Origin of the sequence: Serratia oryzae, assembly GCF_001976145.1 — a bacterium.
In the GTDB taxonomy this organism is placed as follows: domain Bacteria; phylum Pseudomonadota; class Gammaproteobacteria; order Enterobacterales; family Enterobacteriaceae; genus Chania; species Chania oryzae.
Genome location: NZ_MOXD01000005.1, coordinates 1 through 22,757, shown reverse-complemented (window position 1 = coordinate 22,757; position 22,757 = coordinate 1). Strand labels below are relative to the sequence as shown.

General features: G+C 51.4%; 19 protein-coding genes and 1 tRNA gene. 14 read left to right on the top strand and 6 right to left on the bottom strand.

Translation table 11 applies throughout. The features are described from left to right. Positions 1–649 precede the first annotated feature (649 nt). A complete protein-coding gene (locus BMI79_RS10505; RefSeq protein WP_076942098.1) occupies positions 650–1,078 on the top strand; it encodes a universal stress protein in 429 nt (142 codons plus the stop codon). 36 nt (positions 1,079–1,114) lie between these two features. Here BMI79_RS10505 and BMI79_RS10500 read toward each other — a convergent pair whose 3' ends face one another. From BMI79_RS10500 to BMI79_RS10480, 5 genes are all read right to left on the bottom strand, one after another. Then, a complete protein-coding gene (locus BMI79_RS10500) occupies positions 1,115–2,128 on the bottom strand; it encodes an Ldh family oxidoreductase (RefSeq protein WP_076942097.1) in 1,014 nt (337 codons plus the stop codon). A gap of 11 nt (positions 2,129–2,139) precedes the next feature. After that, positions 2,140–3,705 carry an APC family permease gene (locus BMI79_RS10495; RefSeq protein WP_076942096.1) on the bottom strand — a complete coding sequence of 522 codons (1,566 nt, stop codon included), beginning with the start codon at positions 3,703–3,705 and terminating at the stop codon, positions 2,140–2,142. Beyond that, complete coding sequence (locus BMI79_RS10490) at positions 3,689–5,308, bottom strand: aldehyde dehydrogenase (NADP(+)) (RefSeq protein WP_076942095.1); 1,620 nt, start codon at positions 5,306–5,308, stop codon at positions 3,689–3,691. The genes BMI79_RS10495 and BMI79_RS10490 overlap by 17 nt, the downstream gene beginning before the upstream one ends. 59 nt (positions 5,309–5,367) lie before the next feature. Beyond that, positions 5,368–6,288: a dihydrodipicolinate synthase family protein gene (locus BMI79_RS10485; protein ID WP_076942094.1), complete on the bottom strand. Its 921-nt coding sequence runs from the start codon at positions 6,286–6,288 to the stop codon at positions 5,368–5,370. Between the two features lie 196 nt (positions 6,289–6,484). Then, positions 6,485–7,330 carry an AraC family transcriptional regulator gene (locus BMI79_RS10480; RefSeq protein WP_076942364.1) on the bottom strand — a complete coding sequence of 282 codons (846 nt, stop codon included), beginning with the start codon at positions 7,328–7,330 and terminating at the stop codon, positions 6,485–6,487. Positions 7,331–7,712: 382 nt separating this feature from the next. Here BMI79_RS10480 and BMI79_RS10475 point away from each other — a divergent pair, with 382 nt between their 5' ends. Genes BMI79_RS10475 through BMI79_RS10460 form a run of 4 tightly spaced genes read left to right on the top strand, consistent with a single transcriptional unit; the run spans position 7,713 to position 11,275 of the window. Further along, positions 7,713–8,660, top strand: coding sequence for a 4-hydroxyproline epimerase (locus BMI79_RS10475; RefSeq protein WP_076942093.1), 948 nt, complete (start codon positions 7,713–7,715; stop codon positions 8,658–8,660). Next, positions 8,660–9,775, top strand: a complete 1,116-nt coding sequence (locus tag BMI79_RS10470; protein ID WP_076942092.1) for an NAD(P)/FAD-dependent oxidoreductase — start codon at positions 8,660–8,662, stop codon at positions 9,773–9,775. The genes BMI79_RS10475 and BMI79_RS10470 overlap by 1 nt, the downstream gene beginning before the upstream one ends. Further along, positions 9,772–10,020 carry a (2Fe-2S)-binding protein gene (locus BMI79_RS10465; RefSeq protein ID WP_083704419.1) on the top strand — a complete coding sequence of 83 codons (249 nt, stop codon included), beginning with the start codon at positions 9,772–9,774 and terminating at the stop codon, positions 10,018–10,020. The genes BMI79_RS10470 and BMI79_RS10465 overlap by 4 nt, the downstream gene beginning before the upstream one ends. Further along, positions 10,013–11,275, top strand: a complete 1,263-nt coding sequence (locus tag BMI79_RS10460; RefSeq protein WP_076942091.1) for an NAD(P)/FAD-dependent oxidoreductase — start codon at positions 10,013–10,015, stop codon at positions 11,273–11,275. The genes BMI79_RS10465 and BMI79_RS10460 overlap by 8 nt, the downstream gene beginning before the upstream one ends. Before the next feature lie 938 nt (positions 11,276–12,213). On the opposite strand, the gene BMI79_RS10455 is transcribed toward BMI79_RS10460, so the two are convergent. Next, positions 12,214–12,438, bottom strand: a complete 225-nt coding sequence (locus BMI79_RS10455) for a DUF2594 family protein (protein ID WP_076942090.1) — start codon at positions 12,436–12,438, stop codon at positions 12,214–12,216. 794 nt (positions 12,439–13,232) lie between these two features. Between BMI79_RS10455 and uvrY the strand changes: the two genes are divergently transcribed. The 9 genes from uvrY to tnpA form a co-directional block, all read left to right on the top strand. Then, on the top strand, positions 13,233–13,889 hold the full coding sequence (gene uvrY / locus BMI79_RS10450; protein ID WP_076942089.1) for a UvrY/SirA/GacA family response regulator transcription factor: 657 nt from the start codon (positions 13,233–13,235) through the stop codon (positions 13,887–13,889). Next, entirely contained in the window at positions 13,882–15,714 is a 1,833-nt protein-coding gene (gene uvrC / locus BMI79_RS10445; protein WP_076942088.1) for an excinuclease ABC subunit UvrC, read from the top strand. The genes uvrY and uvrC overlap by 8 nt, the downstream gene beginning before the upstream one ends. A gap of 58 nt (positions 15,715–15,772) precedes the next feature. Then, the gene (gene pgsA / locus BMI79_RS10440; RefSeq protein ID WP_076942087.1) at positions 15,773–16,321 is read left to right on the top strand and encodes a CDP-diacylglycerol--glycerol-3-phosphate 3-phosphatidyltransferase; all 549 of its coding nucleotides are present in this window, start codon (positions 15,773–15,775) and stop codon (positions 16,319–16,321) included. 144 nt (positions 16,322–16,465) lie between these two features. Next, positions 16,466–16,541: transfer RNA gene (locus tag BMI79_RS10435), tRNA-Gly, on the top strand. Between the two features lie 270 nt (positions 16,542–16,811). Beyond that, positions 16,812–18,182 carry a tyrosine-type recombinase/integrase gene (locus BMI79_RS10430; RefSeq protein WP_076942086.1) on the top strand — a complete coding sequence of 457 codons (1,371 nt, stop codon included), beginning with the start codon at positions 16,812–16,814 and terminating at the stop codon, positions 18,180–18,182. A gap of 465 nt (positions 18,183–18,647) precedes the next feature. Beyond that, positions 18,648–19,325, top strand: coding sequence for a vWA domain-containing protein (locus tag BMI79_RS10425; RefSeq protein ID WP_076942085.1), 678 nt, complete (start codon positions 18,648–18,650; stop codon positions 19,323–19,325). A gap of 6 nt (positions 19,326–19,331) precedes the next feature. Next, positions 19,332–20,078: a PP2C family serine/threonine-protein phosphatase gene (locus BMI79_RS10420; RefSeq protein WP_076942084.1), complete on the top strand. Its 747-nt coding sequence runs from the start codon at positions 19,332–19,334 to the stop codon at positions 20,076–20,078. Positions 20,079–20,080: 2 nt separating this feature from the next. Further along, positions 20,081–22,240 (top strand): helix-hairpin-helix domain-containing protein, encoded by a 2,160-nt coding sequence (locus BMI79_RS10415; protein ID WP_076942083.1) that lies wholly within the window; start codon positions 20,081–20,083, stop codon positions 22,238–22,240. 367 nt (positions 22,241–22,607) lie between these two features. Beyond that, positions 22,608–22,757: IS66 family insertion sequence element accessory protein TnpA (gene tnpA, locus BMI79_RS24575; protein WP_425272352.1), on the top strand; the 150-nt coding region annotated here is incomplete at its 3' end.

The following is a 22,757-nucleotide window of genomic DNA, read 5'->3' as shown; positions in this document are numbered from 1 at the left end:
TCAATATCGCCATCTTTATGCAACATATTTACAACATTTATGCGCGAGGTAAAAGTCGATTATTCTTTACACTTTGGCAGCAAATCGGACGACCAAGGGGCGGAAGATTACTCTTTGCCATAGCAAATGAACAGGGCGGTAAAGTCTTATCTTATTGATTAAACAGCATGTTGCAAAATTCGCATGAAAAAAACTAATGCAAGTTAACCGCTAAACACTGGGTGCCGCGTGAAGCAGCAGGGAGTGTGATTGGGATTGATTTCTGCAAGGGCAGTTGAGTTTTAATCAGTTTATGGCGGCGGCTGGCGTGCCTGAGCGGCAGATTCGCTGCTTCGCCGCGCATCTTTCTTTGGTTTTGCGCTCTCGCTCACAAAAATAAAAATCATTGATTTAATAAACGGTGGGAGGGGATTTTGCATCTAGGCTATTTGGGGCGAGGTGAAATGAGAGTACGTCGAACGAGAGCCTGGGTCTGCAAAACATCTGACTAGCGCCAAAGCCTTTTTAAGCATAACAGGCTAACAGATGCAGATCATGGCGATGGGCTCTTCTCCTGCCTTGCCTCACAAAAGCGATATAAGCCGATTCACCATCGTATTGCCTGGCAGTAAACTTGGGTTCATCACGGTAAATAAAGAAGGGATTGAACATGTACAAGACCATTTTAGTACCGGTAGATATTTCAGAAGATGTATTGACCGAACATGCCCTTAAGCATGTCGAGTATCTGGCAAAAATGTCCGGGGCCAAGGTACATTTCTTCCATGCGTTACCGGATGCTTCAGCGTTTGTCACTGCTTATTCCTTTGGTATCAAAGAGTTTGAAAATCAGGCCGAAGTGAAAGCGGTTGAAGGGCTGAAGAAAATCATGGCGGAAATTGATCTGCCGTTGGAGCGCTTGGCGTATACCATCAGCTTTGGTTCACCGCGTGACGAAGTGTTACTGCTCGCCGAAGAGATTGAAGCCGATCTGATCGTGATTGGTTCCCGTCGCCCAAGTGTGAAGACCTATCTCCTGGGCTCCAACGCCGCAGCCATTGTGCGCCATGCCAAAACGTCGGTGATGGTGATCAGATAACTCATCGGCCCGCCGTCAGCGCGGGCCTGTTGCCTCTCAGCGGCATAGCGCCACAATTTCATCGTATAACGTTTGTGGCAGCGTAACGCCGTACTGCATGCTGCGTTGTCGAGCCTGAAAACGCCGCTCTCCCGGGATACGCGCACCCTGTGCCTGCATGTTGGCGAACAGAGTTTCCGCACGGGCGAAATGTGCTGGCTGTTCGGCACCGAGAAAACGAACGGGATCCATGGCAATAATCAGTTCACCGCCGTAAGGGGATGAGCCGGTTTGGGCGTCGTAAGCCAGCGACTCCTGGCTGGTCATATCACCAATCAGTGGCCCGGCAAGCAGTTCCACCATGGCCGCCAGCGCAGAGCCTTTATGGCCGCCGAAGGTCAGCATCGCCCCTTGCAGTACGCTGGCTGCATCGGTTGAGGGGCGGCCTTGCTGGTCGATCCCCCAGCCTTCCGGCAGGGGTTTGCCTGCCCGGCGATGCAGCTCAATCTCACCGCGTGCGGCGGCGCTGGTGGCCATATCAAAGATAAAGTGCGGCTGCTGCGGGCGTGGCCAGCCAAAGGCGATCGGGTTGGTGCCAAACAGCGGCTGGGTTCCCCCTGCTGGCGTCACCCAGGCATGGCTTGGCGTACAGGCTAGCGCTACCAGCCCTTGTTCAACCAGCGGCTCGATATCGGCCCACAGTGCAGAAAAGTGTACACAGTGGTTGATGGCAAGTGCGGCGATGCCGCAGTGGCGTACTTTAGCGATGAATGCAGGCAAAGCGGCTTGATAAGCCAGCAAAGAGAAGGCCGCTCCGGCATCCACCTGCAGAATGGCGGGGGCGGTATCGATCAACCGCGGCTCGGCATCGGCGGAAACCTTGCCCGCATGCAGCGAACGCACACAGCCTAGGACGCGGTACAAACCATGGGAGGCGCAACCGTCTCGCTCCCCGGCGGTGACATTCTGCGCCACAGCGTGAGCCTGTGCCTGGCTGAAGCCATTACTGCGTAATGCGCGGTGTGCTAACTGATAAGCCTCGTCCAGCGATAGATTTACGGTTTGAGTCATTTTCTCTTCCTTTATTCTTCTTCGTCCCCGGCAAAGTTTGCCTTAGGCAGACAGGTATAGGCTCCCCAGTAGTAGATGATTAGCGCAATGGCGGCGACTAATAGGGTGTCCCAAGGGTGGCTGATGGCACCAATGCCGCCAAAACTGCCGAGATAAGAGGCGACGATAATCAGCGCGTAGAATGCGATCAGCCACAAAGAGGAGTAGATCTGCTGTTTCAGGCTAACGGCGTGTGTCGGGACTTTATTCTTGAACAGGATATAGATGAAGAACATCAGGATCTGCAGGCCGAGCAGCCAGGAAACGGTATTCCAGCCGGACCAGTAGACGATCAGTGCCGAGATGATAAATGACAGCGGCCCAAGCACGCAAAAGCCACGAACCCGGAATGGCCGGGGCAGATCCGCTGCATTGCGGCGTAAGCCTGCGGCGGTAACAGGGGCAATGGCATAGCTTAACACCAGCGCGGCGGACACCACGCCGATCAACCGTTCCCACGACGGGAACGGCAGCGTCCAGAAAATGGATAAGCCGAAGGTCAACCATAAGGCGTAACGCGGGATACCAGACTCACCGTCAACCCGGGTGAATATTTTGAAAAAGGTGCCGGTGCGTGCCCAGCCATAAATAACCCGCGGTGTGGCATTCATATAAATGTTGCCGGTTCCGCTGGGTGAAATGATGGCATCGCTGACCACCATAAAGGCCAGCCACCCCATACCCAAGGTGACGGCAATATCACGATAAGGCAGAGAGAATTGTTTGCTGATACCGGCCCAGCCATCGGCGAGCATTTCGCTCGGGATACTGCCGAGGAACGCCAGTTGCAGCAGGACGTAAATAATGGTGGAAAGCACCACCGACAGAATCAAGGCGATCGGAATGGTGCGCTGCGGTTTTTGCACCTCGCTGGCCACCGAAATGATCGGCGTCAGGCCAAGATAGGCGAAGATAATCCCGCCTGCCGAGATAGCCGCTTCAACTCCGGCTGCGCCGAAAGGGGCGAAACCCTGGCTGTGCAAATTCTCCGGTTTGAAAAAGGTGAACAGCACCACGATCACCAGTAACGGCACTAGGAACTTGATCACGCTGATCAGGTTGTTGGATTTGGCGAAGGTTTTCACGCTGTAATAGTTAAGGGCAAAGAAAAAGCACAGCAATAACAATTGCACCAGCCAGCCGATCAGCGTTGGGTCACCAGAACCTGGCTGAGTAAGGAACGGGAACCAGGCGGCGGCATATTGGCGAGCGGCGACGATTTCGATCGAAATCAGGCTGGAGAAGGCGATAAGGGTGATAAAACCCAATAAATAGCCCATCAGTTCGCCGTGAGAAAACACCGGATAACGGATAATGCCACCAGCGCGGGGTAATGCCGCGCCCAGTTCACAGTAAACGATGCCGAGTAGCAACACTGCCAATCCACCAATCAGCCATGAGTAGATCCCCGCAGGCCCGGCGATGGAGGAAACGTGGCTGGCAGCAAATAGCCAGCCGGAGCCAAAAATTGCGCCCAGGCCGATAAACGTCAGATCGGTGAGCGTAAGCTGCTTTTTAAACTTACCTTGGATCGCCATAAGCGGTTCCTTCCAATGAGGAGCGGGTGTAGGTGCCATTAACCAAGCGCAACAGGTTGAGTGGGTTGCTGTCCTGTAAAGCGGCTGGCAGTAGCGCTGCAGGGGGGTTTTGCAGGCAAACAGGGCGTAGGAAACGCTCAATCGCCAGCGTGCCGACCGAGGTGCCGCGTGCATCGCTGGTGGCCGGGTAAGGGCCGCCGTGCACCATGGCATCGCAGACTTCTACACCGGTCGGGTAACCGTTGAACAGCACTCGCCCGGCCTTGCGCGCCAGTAGGGGCAGCAGTTCTGCTGCCGCAGCCATATCGCCAGGCTCGACGAGTAACGTCGCGGTCAGTTGGCCCTGCAACTGTTCTAGCGCCGCCTGCAATTGCTGCCGATCGTCTACTGCTACCACGATCGCCACCGGGCCAAACACTTCTGCCTGCAGCAGCTCGTCGCCGTTGAGCAAGAGTTGAGCGTCCGCCTGATAGAGCTGCGCTGCAGCCAGATGGGGTTGTGGGGCCAGGTTACCCGCCAAGTGTTCTAACCCTGGATGCTGTTCCAGCGCTTGCAGCCCGTGGCGATAGTGCGCCAGCGTGCCTGCATTCAGCATGTGCTGCGGCGTGGCGGCATGGACCCGGGTTTTTAAATCATCAATTAACTGGCTGAATGCCGGGCTACGAATACCGATGATCAACCCTGGCTTGGTGCAAAATTGGCCGCAGCCCAGCGTGAAGGAGGCCACCAGTTCCTGCGCGATGCTCTGCCCACGTTGAACCAGCGCCTGCGGCATCACTACCACCGGATTGATGCTCGACATCTCGGCAAACACCGGAATAGGCTGTGGGCGGCGCATTGCCAAATCAAACAGGGCGCGCCCACCTGGCAATGAACCGGTGAAACCCACAGCCTGAATGGCCGGGTGCTGCACCAGTTCGGCACCGATGCGGGCGCCGAAAACCATATTGAAGACGCCCGCCGGCATCTGCTGTTGTTGCACCGCCCGTTCGATTGCTTGCGCGGTGAGTTCTGCGGTGATCATATGGCCGCTGTGTGCCTTGAAAACCACCGGGCAGCCTGCGGCCAACGCGGCGGCGGTATCGCCTCCGGCGGTAGAAAATGCCAGAGGGAAATTGCTGGCACCAAACACGGCGACCGGGCCAAGCGCAGTGCGATACTGGCGCAGATCGGGGCGCGGCAGCGGCGTACGCTCCGGTAGGGCACAATCGATGCGCACGCCGTGGACATCGCCGCGGCGCAGCAGTTCGGCAAACAGGCGCAGTTGGCCACTGGTGCGCGCGCGTTCACCTTGCAGGCGGGCTAACGGCAGGGCGGTTTCCTGCATGGCGAAGGTGAAGAAAGGTTCGGCCAGCGCGTCGATTTCATTGGCGATGGCACAGAGAAAAGCGGCCCGTTGTTCAGCGCTGGTTTGTGAATAGGCAGGGAGGGCCTGTGCGGCGGCCTGTGCGGCCGCGGCAGTTTCTGCGCTGCTGGCTTGATAAAAGCGATAACCGGTGGGCTGGTCATTATCGGCTCGCCGACTGATAAGCTCCGCCTCGCCGCTGGCAAGGCGCTGGCCAGCGATAAACTGTTTACCGCTGAGGGTGAAGGTATTCGGCATGGGGTTCCCCTGTGGGTTAAGAGAAATACGCCCGGTTTCGCGCCGGGCGTGAACGAGGCTTACAACCCGACTTCAGGCAGCGTAGGGCGGTTTGCCAACGCGGTTTCCACAATGGTGGTGACTTCTCGTAACGTTTCCCCTTGCAGGGCCAGGCGCGGTGGGCGGGTGACGGCGCTGCCTCGGCCAGCCAGTTCTTCGCAAAGTTTGATGCATTGCACCAGATCCGGGCGGGCATCCAGATGCAGCAGTGGCATAAACCAGCGATACAGCGCCAGTGCTTCTTCAAAGCGTTTCTGTTTTGCCAGTCTGAACAGGGTTTCTCCTTCACGCGGGAATGCGTTAGACATGCCGGAGATCCAGCCCTCAGCCCCGACCGCGACACTCTCCAGCACCACGTCATCCAGGCCGGCAAACAGCACGAAGCGATCGCCCACGGCATTGCGCAGATCGATAAAGCGCCGGGTGTCGCCGGAAGAGTCTTTGAAGCAGACGATGTTGTCGCAATCCACCAGGGTGGTGAGGATGTCGGGCGTGACATCGTTTTTGTAGATTGGCGGGTTGTTGTAAACCATGATCGGCAGATCGGTAGCACCTGCCACGCTGCGGAAGTGGGCGGCCGTTTCATGCGGTTTGGCGGAATAGACTAAGGCTGGCATCACCATAATACCGTCGACGCCCACCTTTTGGGCTTCACGTGCCATGTTTTGCGCAAAAGCGGTGGTGAATTCGGCGATACCGGCAATCACCGGCACTTTGCCCTGAGCGGCATCTTTTGCCACTTCGATGACAGCCAGTTTCTCTTGCACGGTGAGTGAGGTGTTTTCTCCCACGGTACCGCAAACGACCAGGCCGGAAACACCGTCTTTAACCAGGTTTTTGATGACTGCATGGGTAGCATCGAGATCCAGAGAGAAATCGCTGCGGAACTGAGTTGTCACCGCGGGGAACACGCCGCTCCAGCTAATCGTTTTAGAGTTCATCGCTTTTATCCTGTTATCTGGGTTTGTTAATTAATGGTGAATTATTGGTGAAATTCGATAACAGATTGACCGCTATTGATCGGGGCGGCTTGACGTCTTTCGCCGATTGTTATGACGAAGTTGGCACAATGGCAGAGAATGACGCGTAGCAATAAGCCTGGTGCGTTAACGCCATCGGTAGTTTTATTTCAATAAGTTAGTTGCTCAGCGTGATGCGGAAATCGCGCGGTGTTGAGCCGGTCATCGCTTTAAACTGGCGGCTGAAAGCGCTGTGATCGGTATAGCCGCACTGCAAGGCGATGTCGGTAATGGGCAGGTCGCTGGCCAACAACTCGGTGGCTTTTTCAAGCCGGACTTTATGGATCATCTGGCGCGGGGTGAGATGGAAAATCCGTTTGCAGTAGCGCTCGATCTGCGCCACGGAAAGGCCCGTGAGCGCCGTCAGTTCCTCTGAGGCGATTGGCCGGGCAAAGTGCTCGCGAATATAAACATCGATCGCTGCCAGCCGTTGGTAAGCCGGATGGTTGGCTTTGGCTTCCTGCAGATCGTGCGAGATACCCGCCATACCGATAATTTTACCTTGTGTATCATGCAACGCCAGCTTTTGTGTCAGGCACCACCCCGTCTCACGCCCGCTGTAGAGGTGCATTTCTAACCGATCCTGAATCTGCACGCCATTATGCAGCACCCGCAGATCCTGTTCAGTGTAACCAGAACCCAGTTGAGTGGGGAAAACGTCGGCCGAGGTCTTACCCAGCAGCGGTGTGACGGTCTTGAAGCCGCAGCGTTTGGCCAGCGTCAGGTTAGCCAGCAGATAACGCGCTTGCGCATCTTTGATGAAAAATACCACGTTGGGAATGGCATTCAGCAGGGGGGCGATCAACGCCAGGGAGTTGAGCAAGCTGTTGAGGTTATTCGGGCGTTGCTGCGCCAGACCAGTACACAGCTGCGAGAGTTGTTCAACGGCGAAAACTTCATCCTCGCTTTCCTCCGCATGCCGCGAGGAAAGCGGGTTCACGGGGTATTCAGGAGCTAATTGCATAGTCATACCTATTCCAGTGAACTGACAAATTGTTCTTTTTTAACGCATTCGGATCAATATTAACTTTTAAGTAACTTGGCAAGCGCAATGAGCAGTGAGAAATGAAATATGCGAAACGCCGCATACTTTTGCTTGCGGCAATGTTATGGGTTCGCGCGGTGGTGCGAAGAGGTTTCCATATTGGAGGGTGGGTTTTTAGTCTATTGATAAATAATATTATTTTTTACACTGCGTGAGTTTTTTCAATGCGTTATCACGAAGGGTACAGGTGAATGATTGTGCTGATTTCGGCATGGCTTACGCTGAAAGACATCAAGCTGTCAGTGGGACGTTCAGGCAGGCTGGGGCGTGTTGATAACATTTCCTTAACCTGGAGAGCTTGATGAACCGACCTTCGCACCTGACCGCGCTGCGGGCGATTGATTCCCATACCGGTGGTGAACCGACCCGCTTGATCATTGACGGCTTTCCCGATCTGGGCACGGGCACGATGGCAGAACGCAAGGCACGCTTTGCGCAACATTACGATGACTGGCGCAGTGCGATCATTCTGGAACCACGGGGTAATGACGTGCTGGTGGGGGCATTGCTGTGCCAGCCTTGTTCGCCACAGGCTATCGCGGGTGTGATCTTCTTCAATAACGCTGGCTATCTGGGCATGTGCGGCCATGGCACTATCGGCCTGATCGCCTCGCTGGCCTATTTGGGGCAGATTGGTGCCGGCAAACATCTGATTGAAACACCGGTGGGTACGGTTAACGCCACGCTGCATACCGACGGCAGCGTTACGGTGGAGAATGTGCCCGCTTATCGTTTCCGTCAACGGGTGACCGTTGAGGTGGCGGGATATGGCTGCGTCGTGGGCGATATCGCCTGGGGAGGCAACTGGTTCTTCCTGATCGCCGATCATTCACTGGAGATTGCCCACCATAATATCGACAAGCTGACGGCGTTCTGTTGGGCCGTGCGTCAGGCACTCGAACTGGCCGGTATTCATGGTGAGCAGGGGGGAGTTATTGATCATATTGAGCTTTTTGGGCCTGATGACCATGCCGATAGCCGTAACTTTGTGCTGTGCCCTGGCAAAGTCTACGATCGTTCACCCTGTGGCACCGGCACCAGTGCCAAGCTGGCCTGCCTGGCTGCAGACGGTAAGCTGTTGCCGGATACCCTCTGGCGACAGGCCAGCGTGATTGGCAGTGAATTCAGCGCCTTCTATCAACCCAAAGGTGACGAAATTATCCCTTTCATTCGTGGACAGGCGTTTGTCTGTGCCGACAGCCAACTGCTGCTGGATGAACGCGATCCCTTTGTCTGGGGGATCCGCTAATGGCGGTAGCGGATGTTATCGTCGTCGGTGCTGGGATTATCGGGGCAGCCTGCGCCTGGCAGTTGGCACAGCAGGGATATCGGGTTCTGGTAGTGGATAATCGGCGGCCTGGTGCAACTGCCGCAGGCATGGGGCACCTGGTATGTATGGATGATAATCCGGCAGAACTGGCGCTCAGTGCTTATTCGCTGCATTTGTGGCGGAATGTGGTGGAGCGCCTGCCGCAGAATTGTGCCTGGCGCGGTTGTGGCACGCTGTGGTTGGCGGAGCATCAGGATGAGATGGCGATTGCCGAACTGAAGCAGCGGCGCTTGGCGGAAAGCGGCGTTGCCAGTGAAATCCTGACAGCAGCACAGGTAGCCGCCGGGGAACCGATGCTGCGCGGTGGTCTGGCCGGGGGATTGCGGGTGGCGAGTGATGGGATCGTCTACGCCCCGAACGTTGCCCGCTGGCTGGTTGCCAGCGCCGCAGAGCAGATAACGACTCTTTACGGCCAGGTGGAAGCATTAGATCAGGAAACGGTAGTGCTGACGGGCGGGAAGAAACTGACCGCGCCGGTAGTGATACTGGCCTGTGGTTTACAGGCTAACCAACTTTTAGCGCAGCCGCTGTTGCGTGCCAAGAAAGGGCATTTGGCGATTACCGATCGCTATCCACCGCAGGTCAAACATCAACTGGTGGAGCTCGGTTATGGTGCCAGCGCCCATGCTGGCAGCGGCACTTCGGTCGCATTTAATGTACAACCGCGGCCAACCGGCCAGTTGCTGATAGGCTCTTCACGTCAGTTTGGCTCTCTCGAACCCGCTATCGATATGCCGCTACTGGCCGCAATGCTGGCACGGGCCAAGCATTTTTTACCCGCGCTGGCCCAAATGAATATTATCCGCTGCTGGAGTGGTTTTCGTGCCGCCACTGCTGATGGCTTGCCCTTGTTGGGGCCACATCCGCACCATGCCTGGCTATGGCTGGCGCTGGGTCATGAAGGGCTGGGTGTCACCACGGCGCTGGGCAGCGCGGCGTTGATCGGTGCACAGATCCACAATCACCGCCCGGAAATCGATGATAGCCCATACAGGGCCGCACGTATGTTCATTGCCGAGGAGCCCGCGATATGAGTCAGATTCGTTTAACCGTTGATGGACAGAGCATTCTTGTTTCCGATGGCTGCAGCGTGGCTGTTGCACTCAGCCTGAGCGGTCTGGATGTTTGCCGATACTCGATCACGCAGCAGCCACGTGCGGCATTCTGCGGTATGGGTATCTGCCAGGAGTGTCGGGTTACGATCAACGGCCAGCGCCGCTTAGCATGCCAGACTTTGTGTCAATCAGGCATGCATATCGAAAGGAGTAAAAATGCGTGATTTTGACTGTGAGGTGCTGATTATCGGGGCGGGGCCTGCAGGGATGGCCGCCGCCCGTGCCGCAGCCGAGAGTGGGAAAAGTATCGTGGTACTTGACGATAATCCACGCCCAGGAGGGCAAATCTGGCGCGATGGCCCAGCAGTGCAGCTACCTGCCGTTGCCACAGAATATCGGCAGGCATTGCAGGGTTTGAACCATGTGAAGTTGCTTAACGCTTCGCGGGTGGTTGCCCAATATGGCGGGCGGCAGATTCTGTATGAAAGTGCGCAAGAGTATGGGCTGATTAGCTATCAACGGCTGATTTTATGCTGCGGTGCGCGTGAACTGCTGCTGCCTTTCCCCGGCTGGACGCTGCCTGGCGTCAGTGGTGCAGGGGGGTTACAAGCACAAATAAAAAATGGTTTATCTGTTAAAGGGTTACGCGTGGCGATTGCTGGCAGCGGGCCGTTGTTGCTGGCGGTAGCCAACAGCGTGGTTAAGGCCGGTGGGGAAGTCGTGTTGCTGGCCGAACAGGCTAGCCTTCGGCGTATGTTGGCATTCAGCTGTGAGCTGTGGCGCTGGCCAACGAAGCTGCGTCAGGCTTTCACGCTGGCTAACCGCCATTATCGGACCAGTAGCCAAGTTATAGCGGCAGAGGGCGTGGAACGCATTGAGTCCGTACAGGTCCGGCAGGGAAAGCGGATATATACCTTAGGCTGCGATCGGCTAGCCTGCGGTTTTGGCCTGGTGGCCAATATCGAGCTGGCCCTGTTATTAGGGTGCCGCATCGTTGATGAGGCGGTGGCGGTTGATCGCTGGCAGCAAACCAGCGTAAAGCAGATATTTGCTGCCGGTGAATGCACCGGGGTTGGCGGCAGCGAATTGGCCTTGGTGGAAGGCGCTATCGCAGGTTATGCCGCGACAGAGAATAATGAAAAGGCGTTGCAACAGATGGCGTTGCGTGCTCGGTGGCAACGTTTTGCCATGGCGGTAGCGCAGGCTTTTTCCCTGCATCCGGCACTGAAAGCGTTGGCGCTACCCGATACGCTGTTGTGCCGCTGTGAGGACGTGCAACTGGGCCAAGTGAGTGAGTATACGGATTGGGCTAGCGCTAAACTTGGGAGCCGCTGTGGTATGGGGGCTTGCCAAGGGAAGATTTGCGGTGCTGCGGCGCGTCATTTGTTTGACTGGCCGTTGTCCACCCCTCGAGTGCCGCTGACCCCTGCAAGGGTCGAAGCCTTGGCGTTGCTGGCTCCCTCAAAGATGGAGCAATAAAACTGCTATACTTAAAGCCAGTGGTAAAAAGTACAGGCAGATGAACAATGATAAAGGCTCTGATTACATTAGGTCTGTGTCTACTACTAATGCCTCTGCTACTGAGGTTAATTCAGCGTGCGTTGTTAAAAGCCCATCATAAAAAGCCTGCGGTAGACAAACACCGGTCAAGAACCGGCATGCCGCGTGGCGGTGATGAATAAGCCAGGCAGGCCCCGATGATGCCGATTGCGATTTGTCATGGCCAACAAATATTAGCGTTCTAACGGCCATTTATTGCATATGTGGCCGTTTTCCATTGCTATTTATCAATTTCTTTTTCATTAAAAAATGGTATTGATAATATTCATTCATCAATTTTGTAAATTGTTTAGATAGGCCTGTAGAGTGATATCATGCTGTCATTGCTCGACAGAGGCGAGACTCTATGGATCATCTCGAGGTATTGATAGCGGAAATGCTAAAATTCAGTATTGGCTTTTGATAAGCAGCAGACCGATGCGATCGCTAAAGGTACAGGGGATGTTTCAACTTGATATTAATAATTAAATGATAGAAATAAAAGAGTAATAATAATCTCATTAAATGTTTATTGATTAATTAAGAGTAGTCCTATTGTGATGAATGGATTTGAAAGGAGATTTTCCCCAGTTTATCTCGTTTATTTGATTTTTACAGGGTAGTGATCTTGTTTTTGTCATAAGATTGCTATTGTCTAAGGGATATAGCATTGCTTTATCAATAAGAAAGGGGGAGAGTCTGTGGGGCGGTTGGCGTGCAGGCCCAGCTATTGCTGCCGGGATCCTGCATGTGTAGCATCCTCAACGTTTTTCCCGAGCGTGCGCTATCGGGTAATGTGGTGGTAAAGCAAAGTCGAGGCAGGGCGTTTCGCGCAGTATCAGGCTCACGCAAAGGCAGCCTGATAACACGACTTGGGATTACTGGCGATAGGCGTGCTTGATCTGCTGAATGCTATTTTTAAAAATTTCAGCTTGGGCAGGATCATCAACCTGAGCAGCTAAGCGCTCCAGATTGATGATAACCTTACCCGCATCTGCCTGGCCAATCGCTTTCAGGATCAGTGTCAGAGTGGCTTTAAGGCAGGCGACTTCTGTTGCTAGCGCTTGCGGATCTGCAGAAGTAGTGAAGTCAACGTTGCTCATTTTTTCTCCTTAGTTCAAGGCTGAAGCCCGAAGCTAAATGCAGGTTGATGCACATTTGCCGGTTGCCGAGTCACTCTGGCTAACCGCAGTGCACTCAGGTGGGCGCGAAGTATAGCATAGCAAGGGAGGATGACGTCTAGTGAAGGAGCGGTACAGCGCGGGTTTGCCGTTGGGAAGGTATGGCTACTGTGTAAGGCTTGTGCTGTAATTACTGCTCCTGATTACCCAAGGTTAGCGAATAGATATGTCTTTATCGCTACGGCTCACTGAAGTATATCGTTGGTGTAATTCGGAAGCTTGACCAAGTATTTGGCCCGTGTGAGATGGAAGAGTGAAGCCGGGTATTTTAATTGAAATGAGCTCGGTTTCGGCGTTCGTGGCGGCTTTGTGTTCTGAATAATGGTTTTGCCACAGCGATTTCTACGTGGAAAAAAAATGGCAATACTTTGTTATCTTTTTGTAATTCATATGGTTATGTGTGATGATTGACGGTGTCAATATTATTGTGGATAGCGATAACTTACAATAAATTTGCCGCCAAAGAGAGTAAAATGGCGTATCATAGGAAGATACTGTTCAGAGTTGCTGCTAATTGATACGACAGATTTTCATCCGTGTCTGAGCAGATTAATGGTGTCGCAGCAGACTAAAGTTTGAAAAGTTTGGCCTGTTCCGCAGAGTTAATCGTGAGTAAGTATTAATCTGTATTCATTCTTTGCTGAAAACCAAGTAATATCTGTTTAGATGTCAGAGGCTGATTGATTGCGTTACTCCCTTATTTTGGAGAATTTTCCTTGATTAGCGTTCTTCTTGTTGATGACCACGAACTGGTGCGCGCAGGGATACGACGCATTCTAGAAGATATCAAAGGCATAAAAGTTGTTGGTGAGGCCCAATGCGGTGAAGATGCCGTTAAATGGTGCCGAAGTAACTCCGCTGATATCGTTTTGATGGATATGAATATGCCGGGTATAGGGGGGCTGGAAGCCACCCGCAAGATTGTTCGTTACGCGCCCGATATCAAGGTCATCATGCTGACTATTCATACTGAGAATCCGTTACCTGCCAAGGTGATGCAGGCTGGTGCTGCTGGTTATTTGAGCAAAGGTGCTGCGCCGCAGGAGGTGGTTAACGCTATCCGTTCAGTACATGCTGGCCAGCGTTATATTGCTTCCGATATTGCGCAACAGATGGCCTTGAGCCAATTGGAACCACAGGCGGAGAACCCGTTCAGTATGCTCTCTGAACGTGAACTGCAAATTATGCTGATGATCACCAAAGGGAAAAAAGTGAACGAGATCTCTGAGCAATTGAATCTCAGCCCGAAAACGGTGAATAGTTATCGTTACCGTATGTTCAGCAAGCTGAACATTAGCGGCGATGTTGAGTTGACTCACCTGGCGATACGTCACGGGTTGTTCAATGCGGAGACGTTGTTAAGCAGTGAGTGACCCTTTCGATGCTCAGGCATTTCTTAAAACCGTAACCAGCCAGCCAGGCGTCTATCGTATGTATGACGCTACGGGTACGGTGATCTACGTTGGTAAAGCCAAAGATCTGAAGAAGCGTCTCGCCAGTTACTTCCGTGCTCAAGTCAGCAGCCGTAAAACGGAGACGTTAGTCAAAAATATCGTACAAATAGACGTTACCGTTACGCATACGGAAAAGGAAGCGTTAATTCTAGAGCATAATTACATTAAGTTATATCAACCACGATATAATGTTCTTCTGCGTGATGATAAGTCTTACCCGCTAATATTCCTGAGTGCCGATGTTCATCCGCGGCTTGCCGTGCACCGCGGAGCTAAACATGCCAAAGGCGAATACTTTGGCCCGTTCCCTAATTCTTATGCCGTACGTGAAACATTGGCACTTTTGCAAAAGTTGTTCCCGATCCGCCAGTGTGAAAATAGTGTCTATCGCAACCGTTCCCGCCCATGCTTGCAGTACCAGATTGGCCGCTGCCTGGGGCCATGTGTCTCTGGGTTGGTCAGTAAAGAAGAGTATCAGCAGCAGGTAGATTACGTGCGTTTATTCCTGTCCGGTAAAGATCAGCAGGTCTTGCATCAGCTGATTGAACGGATGGAAAATGCCAGTCGAGAACTCAATTTTGAAGAAGCGGCACGCATTCGCGATCAGATCCAGGCGGTACGCCGTGTTACCGAGAAACAGTTTGTTTCAGGCAATAGCGACGATCTGGATGTCATTGGCGTGTCCTTTGATGCAGGAATAGCCTGTTTGCACGTGTTGTTCATACGCCAGGGCAAAGTGCTGGGCAGCCGCAGCTATTTCCCGAAGGTGCCGGGTGGCACAGATTTGAGTGAAGTGGTGCAGACTTTTGTGGGGCAGTTTTATTTGCAGGGTAGCCAGGCGCGCACTTTACCGGCTGAAATTTTGTTGGACTTCAACCTGCCGGATAAAGACCTATTAGCGGACTCACTGAGTGAAGTGGCTGGGCGCAAGATCCAGATTCAGAGCAAGCCGCGCGGCGATCGTGCCCGTTACCTAAAACTGGCACGGACTAACGCCTCGGTGGCGCTGACCACCAAGCTTTCCCAGCAATCGACAATTCATCAGCGCTTGGTGGAACTGGCAAAATTGCTCAACCTTTCCGAGATTAACCGGATGGAGTGTTTTGATATCAGCCACACCATGGGTGAGCAGACGGTAGCATCCTGTGTCGTGTTCGATGGCAATGGGCCGCTGCGTTCAGAATATCGTCGTTACAATATCACGGGCATTACGCCGGGCGATGACTATGCGGCGATGACGCAAGTATTGAAACGCCGCTATGGTAAAGCGTTAGAAGAGCAAAAGATCCCTGATGTGATCTTTATTGATGGTGGCAAGGGGCAACTGGGCATGGCGATCGAGGTATTCAATTCGCTGAATGTCACCTGGGACAAAAGCCGGCCGTTGCTGATCGGCATAGCCAAAGGTAGCGATCGTAAACCCGGGTTAGAAACCCTGTTCTTTGTGCCGGAAGGTGAGGGGATTTCACTGCCGCCAGATTCACCCGCATTGCATGTGATCCAGCATATTCGTGATGATTCACACAACCATGCGATCGCTGGCCATCGTCAGAAGCGGGCAAAAGTTAAAAACACCAGTGCCTTGGAGTTGATCGAAGGCGTTGGGCCAAAACGGCGTCAGGTGCTGTTGAAGTATATGGGTGGACTTCAACCATTATTGAACGCCAGCGTTGAGGAAATTGCAAAAGTGCCGGGTATTTCACAAGCATTGGCAGAAAAGATCTACAATGCATTGAAACACTGAGGGCAATGTAGCAACATACTCTTAATTTCCACTCCAGCCAGACAGTTACCGTAGCATTATGCAATTGAATATACCGACTTGGCTTACCCTGTTCCGCGTGATTCTGATCCCATTTTTCGTGCTGGCGTTTTATCTGCCGTTCACTTGGGCTCCGGTAGTTTGCGCTGTGATCTTTGTGTTTGCGGCGATAACCGATTGGTTTGACGGCTTTTTAGCGCGCCGCTGGAAGCAAACAACACGCTTTGGCGCTTTCCTCGATCCCGTTGCGGATAAAGTGATGGTTGCGATGGCGCTAGTGCTGGTGGCTGAGTATTACCATACTTGGTGGATAACGTTACCTGCAGCTACCATGATCGCCCGTGAGATTATTATCTCGTCGTTGCGCGAATGGATGGCAGAAATAGGCAAGCGTAGCAGCGTTGCAGTTTCGTGGATTGGTAAAGTAAAAACAACGGCTCAGATGGTGTCGCTTGTGGGGCTGCTGTGGCGGCCCGATCGCACTGTTGAGTATGTGGCATTTGTGCTGCTGTATATTGCTGCGGTACTGACTTTCTGGTCGATGTTTCAATACTTGCATGCAGCGCGCAAGGATTTGCAGGAACCGTGATCAATACGCTATAAAAAACGGCAAACGAACGCAGTGCATGAACAATGTTATTGACTCATTATGTCAGGCAAGTAGAATGCAGCGCATCGAACGGCAATGAGAACTTGCCGTAAGATTCAAAAAAATCAGCAAATTCTGATTAATGCGGGAATAGCTCAGTTGGTAGAGCACGACCTTGCCAAGGTCGGGGTCGCGAGTTCGAGTCTCGTTTCCCGCTCCATTTCTCCTTCCAGTGCGTGCCTTTGAGCACCACAACTCACTGAAATAAAAGCGTAAACCTGATCAGTGAGTTCCATCCAGCAGCACTGGAAAGTACTCAAAACCAGTACAAATAAGTCCACTGACAAGTCCATCGCACGGACCCAACAAGTCCATCGGACACCTTTCCTCATCAGCAGAGAGTACGGGCCTTTCGCTCGGTGTCTGTCTGTTACCTGTTCCCCGTCACCACGACCCACAACCGGAACAAACAGACAACGAGGAACCCGCCATGGCTCACCTGACCGACCTGACCATTCGCCGTGCCAAAGCTGCCCGTAAACCCTACACCTTCAAAGATGGAGGAGGGCTGTATCTCAACATCAACAGCAACGGCACCAAAAACTGGCTCTTCCGCTTCTACTGGCAAGGCCGCCAGAAACGCATCTCCTTTGGCACCTATCCCACCATCGACCTCAAAAAAGCCCGATCCCTGCGCCAGCAGGCCCACGACCTGTTAGCCAACGGCATCGACCCGCGCACCTGCCGCACCCCCCAACCCACACCCGCACAACCGAACAGAGCTACTCACCCTCACGCCACCCCACAACCGCATCAGCCCGAAACCGTAGGCATCCGCTTTGCCGACTACGCCCAACACTGGAAAGCGTTCAAACTCAAACGACTGGGTATTGCCAACCGCCGCCAGAGTACCGCCATCCAGATCGAACGCTACCTGCGAATCGACATGCTGCCTCTATTGGGTACGCTTCCCCTTAACACCATCACCCGCCAGCATGTTCTTGCCGTTCAGCGCAAAATTGAAAAACGCGGCGCCCTCTCCATTGCGGAAAAAGTCCGAAGCTGGCTCAACGAACTCTTCCGCCACGCCATCGCAGAAGGCCACATTGACACCAACCCCGCCGCCGACCTCGACATCATCGCCTTACCGCAAAAACCCACCCTGCATAACCCCTTCCTGCGCATCCAGGAACTTCCCGCCTTCCTCCACCAGCTTCACCACTATCAAGGCTCCCGCCAGACCCAACTCGGCCTAAGGCTTCTACTGTTGACCGGCGTTCGCACGGGTGAACTGCGCCAGGCCAGACCCGAACATTTCGACCTGGAACATGCCCTGTGGAAAGTTCCCGCCGAAACCGTCAAACAACTCCAGAAAAGAGTCCGCACCAGCAGCACAGAAATACCGCCCTACCTTGTCCCGCTCTCACGTCAGGCCGTTCAAGTCATTCGGGAACTGCTCGACATGCGCTTTGCCTCCCAGACCTACCTCCTCACACATCGCAGCGAACCTAAATTCCCTATCAGTGAAAACACCCTCAACTCAGGGTTACGCAGAATGGGCTACAAAGACAAACTCACCGGGCACGGCATTCGCGCCACCCTCTCAACTGCCTTAAACGAACTCGGCTACCCTAAAGAATGGATCGAAGCCCAACTCTCCCACAGCGACAAAGACCAGATCAGAGCCACCTACAACCATGCGGAATACGTTGAACAACGCAGAACCATGATGCAGGAATGGGCTGACAGACTCGACCAGTGGCGGGAACAGGCCACCGAACCCCAAAACCCGCCCAAAACAGAAGAACTGTCACAGCGCGGGGTCAAGGGCGGGATTCATCCCGGCGTAGCGTACCCTTGACGCTGCCTAACAAGAAACACGCTTAAACATGGCTGTCAGAACGGCATAGCCGGGCTGACAGCCTGGAAAACGCAGCTTTTGCTTGATATCGGCTCTTATAGAGCCAGTAAAGCGACTAATTTCTATTTTTGAATTCGATTGTTAACGAGTAGCGAGAAAAGGAGATTGCACCGTGTGCATGAACTGATATTGGAATGGGATTTAAAATGCAGAATTTTCAAAAAAATTGTGGTATTAAAAGGTGGGTGCTTACACCTATTTTAGCCTGTATAGTAGCATCTAAATGTATGCTGACTGGGCAAGTTTGGGATCTGCACTGCATCAAGGCCAAACACCATTTAGTCACTGAGTTTGTTTAATCATTTTGACTAGGTGCGATAATGGTCAGTTGTGTCTGACTTCGTTGATAAGAACACCAGTGATCGGTATCAATATTCCTTAACGTTCTTACTCCAAGGAAAAGAAATGGATAATTTTGAACAACAGCCTTTTGGCGATGCAGAGTTTGCAGTGAATCCTGAACAAAGATGTCCAGTAATTCTTCTTCTGGATACATCGTATTCAATGAGCGGAGCGCCTATCGCACAACTGAATGAAGGGCTTGTGACGCTTCGAACAGAACTTTCCAATGACCCCATGGCAGCAAAACGAGTTGAGCTAGCAGTTGTCACTTTTGGCCCTGTTGAGGTGAAGTCTGATTTTGTTACTGTTGACACTTTCTACCCCGAGGCGCTTGAAGCAAATAATGCAACCCCAATGGGGGAGGCCATTGTGACTGGGTTAAACATGCTGCAGCAACGTAAGCAGAGATATCGTGAAAATGGCGTGAAATACTATCGTCCATGGGTATTCTTGATTACAGATGGAGCCCCCACTGATAATTGGGATGAGGCTAGGCGCCGTGTCCATGAAGGTGAAGAACGCAAGGAGTTTATGTTTTACGCTGTTGGTGTGGAACAAGCGGACATGAACGTTCTTAAACACATCGCAACACGGCAACCTCTCAAACTCAGGGGATTGGCGTTCAAAGAGTTATTTCAATGGCTATCCAGTTCTCTAAGTGCAGTTTCACAGTCTAACCCGGGCGATGTTGTTCCTCTTGAGAACCCAACCGCTCCGGATGGATGGGCCACCGCGGGGTAATGGTAAGTGGTTTGGAAATGGGCGTCAGCTTCAGTAATAGGCACCTCGCACATTCGATCTGGTCATAAATTGCAAGATGCTTGCGCAGTATCACGTATTGGATACTCAGCGCTTTTTGCTGTGGTATCAGATGGTGCGGGAAGTGCAGAATTTGGCGCATACGGAGCGTGGCTTACATGCCGTTTCTTAACCGTTCGTTTCAGGGAACGGTTACGTACTAATCCTGATCTACCTTCTGACGAAGAGTTAATGGACTGGATTGACGATTTGCGCGACCTTATTTTTACGCTAGCTGATCGTAGAAATAGCGTGCCTAGACAGTTTGCTGCCACCTTGGCGGCTGTGCTTATATCAACTGATGAAGTGTTGACTTTACACATTGGTGATAGCGCTATTGTCGCTAGAAAAGGAACAGAATGGGAGACAATGTGTTGGCCAGAAAATGGAGAATACGCGTCCACTACTTATTTCATAACAGATAGCCCAGCTCCCCGTCTCAACATACAACGTTGGCAGCATATTTATGATGCTTATGCCTTGTTTTCTGATGGTGTGGGTGATCTCGCATTATCACATCATGAGAAGACGGCACATTCCCCTTTTTTTGAACCAATGATGCGTCCCATAGATAATGCATCAGGTGAGGGACGACTTGTGAAGTTGTCAAATCAATTGGCTACGTTTCTTGGCAGTCCATCAGTTTGCGAGCGCACAGATGACGATAAGACTTTGATCCTTATTTCAGGAAAGTAAGCATGCAGGAAATTGTTATAGGAAGTGAGCAAGTTTCTGTTGCTGAGTTGATTGGAAAGGGTGGTGAGGGTGAAGTTTACAAGATAAACAACCGTCCTGAAATAGTAGTCAAAATCTATAACGTTAATAAACGCTCGGAGCGCGAAGGTAAAGTTCGCGCTATGGTTGATACAGCCCTTTACAGTAAAACTAATCTGATAGCGTATCCCAGAGAGATTGTCACCGATAAAACGGGTAAGTTTCTTGGTTTCGTCATGCGATTTGTTTCAGGCTATCATCCATTGCATGAGCTATATAGCCCTAAATCACGTTTGCGTCATTTCCCTAAATCTGACTATCGATTCCTTGTTCGGGCAGCATTAAATGTAGCTCGAGCAGTGGGTAAAGTGCACCAAGATGGGGGCGTAATAGGTGATTTGAACCATTCAGGTATATTGGTCGCTCAGGATGCAACCATCGCTCTGATTGATGCAGATAGTTTCCAGTTCTATCTAAAAGGTATAACTTATCACTGTGTTGTTGGTGTTCCTGAGTTCACGCCGCCTGAACTTCACGGTAAAAATCTCGCATTAGTTGAAAGAACGATTGAACATGATAATTTTGGTCTTGCTGTCGCGATCTTTCATCTTTTATTCATGGGTCGTCATCCATACGCAGGGCGCTATAGTGGGCCTGATATATCAATGAGCGAAGCTATCGCTCAAAATCGTTTTGCATTTTCTCTGATTCGACAAAATGAAACACAAACAATATCACCACCAGGATCTTTAACACTTGATCTTTTCCCAGATGTCTTAGCCCATGCTTTCGAACAAGCATTTGGCCTAGCACCTGGCGCTCGTCCAAATGCAAAAGCATGGATTCAAATCCTAACGACGCTTGAATCCTCATTAAGTAGCTGTAATACAATTAAGACACATTACTATCCCAGTAAGGCGAAAGGATGTGTTTGGTGCAAGTTGTCTGCCAGCAGTCAGTTTGACATGTTTCCTGACAGATCTGCAATATTTTCTAATATTGCAACTGATGCAAGCGGAACAGAACAAGCCATCAGGGAAATACAAATGTTCTATTTTCCCACTCTAGAGGATTTGTTACCCTCTCCTTCACCTGTAAAAAGTCGAAGTGACGCGCTTATAGCAGCCAAAAGTGGCGGATTTAGTCGTGCTTTATTAGGGCTCCTAATGATAGGTGGAGCTCTTTTGGGTTTTACATATTTACCTTCAGTTTTTTATATATGGATAGGTATTGCGATATGGGGATATTCTTTTTTTTCTAATCGTAAATTAGATAAATTTAAATTTATTAATCATTTTAAAGAAGCTGACAATCTAGTACAGCATGAATTAGATGCATTTTTACAGCGTAATGGATTGATAGAGTTTATTAAAATTCGTGAAAGCCTTGATGTCTCAATTGCCAGATATAAAGGACAAGATATTGCATTAGTCCGTGATCTAGCTATATTAAAGTCTAGTCGAAAAGAGCGTCAGTTAAAATTTTATTTGGACAGCTTTTCTATTCGAAAAGCTAAAATATCCGGAATAGGACCTGCAAAAACTGCAACGCTAATATCATTCGGGATTGAAACTGCAGCAGATATTAATCGCACAGATGTGCTGCGTGTGCCAGGGTTTGGTAAGGTTATGACGGAAAAGCTGTTAGATTGGCGGAAAGGGAAGGAGTCAAAATTCACATATAATCAAAAATCGAATGTTCAAGATGCTACAGACGAAAAAATATTATATGGACAGTATTCTGTTGAGAAAGTAAAACTAGAAAACATCATCCGTAATGGCTTGGTAATGCTTAAAAATGCCAAAGTGTCTCTGAAAGATTTACCTAGTAAAACACGATCTGATAGTGCCCTATGTAAGGCAATCAATATTCGCGCTCAGGCGGAGCATGATTTAAAAGAATTAGGCTTATCTGTACCAGTCTCTTCTGTAATACTACCCATTAAACCATTACCACAACCAATAATTCCTCCTTCTAAGCTATCAGGTAGTGCATTACCTAATAGAACTTCGAACCATGTTAGATCGACAACTGTTGTGCCAAATTGTCCACGCTGTGGTTCTTTAATGCGTCGTCGTTCGGGTAAGCACGGGCCGTTTTGGGGGTGCCAGAACTACCCCAGATGCAAAGGGACTCGTAATTAGCAGGTTAGATATATAATAAATATTCACGATATTACATTGCATGATACAGCTTGACACTCAGCTGACTATCAGAATTGATTGGTTTCAGGGGAGTGGGGATGCCAGACTGGGTACAAATTAGAACAGTATAAAAAATATTTTTGCCACAGCATTCCACCAATAACCACACCACCAGAACCTTCTTGCAACGGTCTTTCGTTGTCCTATAATCATCTTGCTAAATGTGCTCGCAGAGCACACACCCAAGCGCACCGGTTCCCGCAAGTGCGCGTTTCAGAGCACCCCTCTGAAAGGAACCTCCCCGCCGCCAACGCCTTCACCGTAAGCGTCCGGCGAACTCATATTGTTAACAAAACTCTGCTGCCACATGCTGCCTTCATTCAATACAATGAACCTGAGGCAAAATATGACAAAACAGTATTCTCACAGTGAACGGCAACAACATCTCGACGCCTGGCAACAGAGTGGATTGTCTAAAAAGCATTATTGCCGACTGCATGACCTGAACCCGGCCACC

Excerpts from the sequence above, each read along its gene's own strand:
- BMI79_RS10505 (WP_076942098.1), top strand. The coding sequence starts at position 650 with ATGTACAAGACCATTTTAGTACCGGTAGATATTTCAGAAGATGTATTG.
- BMI79_RS10500 (WP_076942097.1), bottom strand. The coding sequence starts at position 2,128 with ATGACTCAAACCGTAAATCTATCGCTGGACGAGGCTTATCAGTTAGCA.
- BMI79_RS10495 (WP_076942096.1), bottom strand. The coding sequence starts at position 3,705 with ATGGCGATCCAAGGTAAGTTTAAAAAGCAGCTTACGCTCACCGATCTG.
- BMI79_RS10490 (WP_076942095.1), bottom strand. The coding sequence starts at position 5,308 with ATGCCGAATACCTTCACCCTCAGCGGTAAACAGTTTATCGCTGGCCAG.
- BMI79_RS10485 (WP_076942094.1), bottom strand. The coding sequence starts at position 6,288 with ATGAACTCTAAAACGATTAGCTGGAGCGGCGTGTTCCCCGCGGTGACA.
- BMI79_RS10480 (WP_076942364.1), bottom strand. The coding sequence starts at position 7,330 with ATGCAATTAGCTCCTGAATACCCCGTGAACCCGCTTTCCTCGCGGCAT.
- BMI79_RS10475 (WP_076942093.1), top strand. The coding sequence starts at position 7,713 with ATGAACCGACCTTCGCACCTGACCGCGCTGCGGGCGATTGATTCCCAT.
- BMI79_RS10470 (WP_076942092.1), top strand. The coding sequence starts at position 8,660 with ATGGCGGTAGCGGATGTTATCGTCGTCGGTGCTGGGATTATCGGGGCA.
- BMI79_RS10465 (WP_083704419.1), top strand. The coding sequence starts at position 9,772 with ATGAGTCAGATTCGTTTAACCGTTGATGGACAGAGCATTCTTGTTTCC.
- BMI79_RS10460 (WP_076942091.1), top strand. The coding sequence starts at position 10,013 with ATGCGTGATTTTGACTGTGAGGTGCTGATTATCGGGGCGGGGCCTGCA.
- BMI79_RS10455 (WP_076942090.1), bottom strand. The coding sequence starts at position 12,438 with ATGAGCAACGTTGACTTCACTACTTCTGCAGATCCGCAAGCGCTAGCA.
- pgsA (WP_076942087.1), top strand. The coding sequence starts at position 15,773 with ATGCAATTGAATATACCGACTTGGCTTACCCTGTTCCGCGTGATTCTG.
- BMI79_RS10430 (WP_076942086.1), top strand. The coding sequence starts at position 16,812 with ATGGCTCACCTGACCGACCTGACCATTCGCCGTGCCAAAGCTGCCCGT.
- BMI79_RS10425 (WP_076942085.1), top strand. The coding sequence starts at position 18,648 with ATGGATAATTTTGAACAACAGCCTTTTGGCGATGCAGAGTTTGCAGTG.
- BMI79_RS10415 (WP_076942083.1), top strand. The coding sequence starts at position 20,081 with ATGCAGGAAATTGTTATAGGAAGTGAGCAAGTTTCTGTTGCTGAGTTG.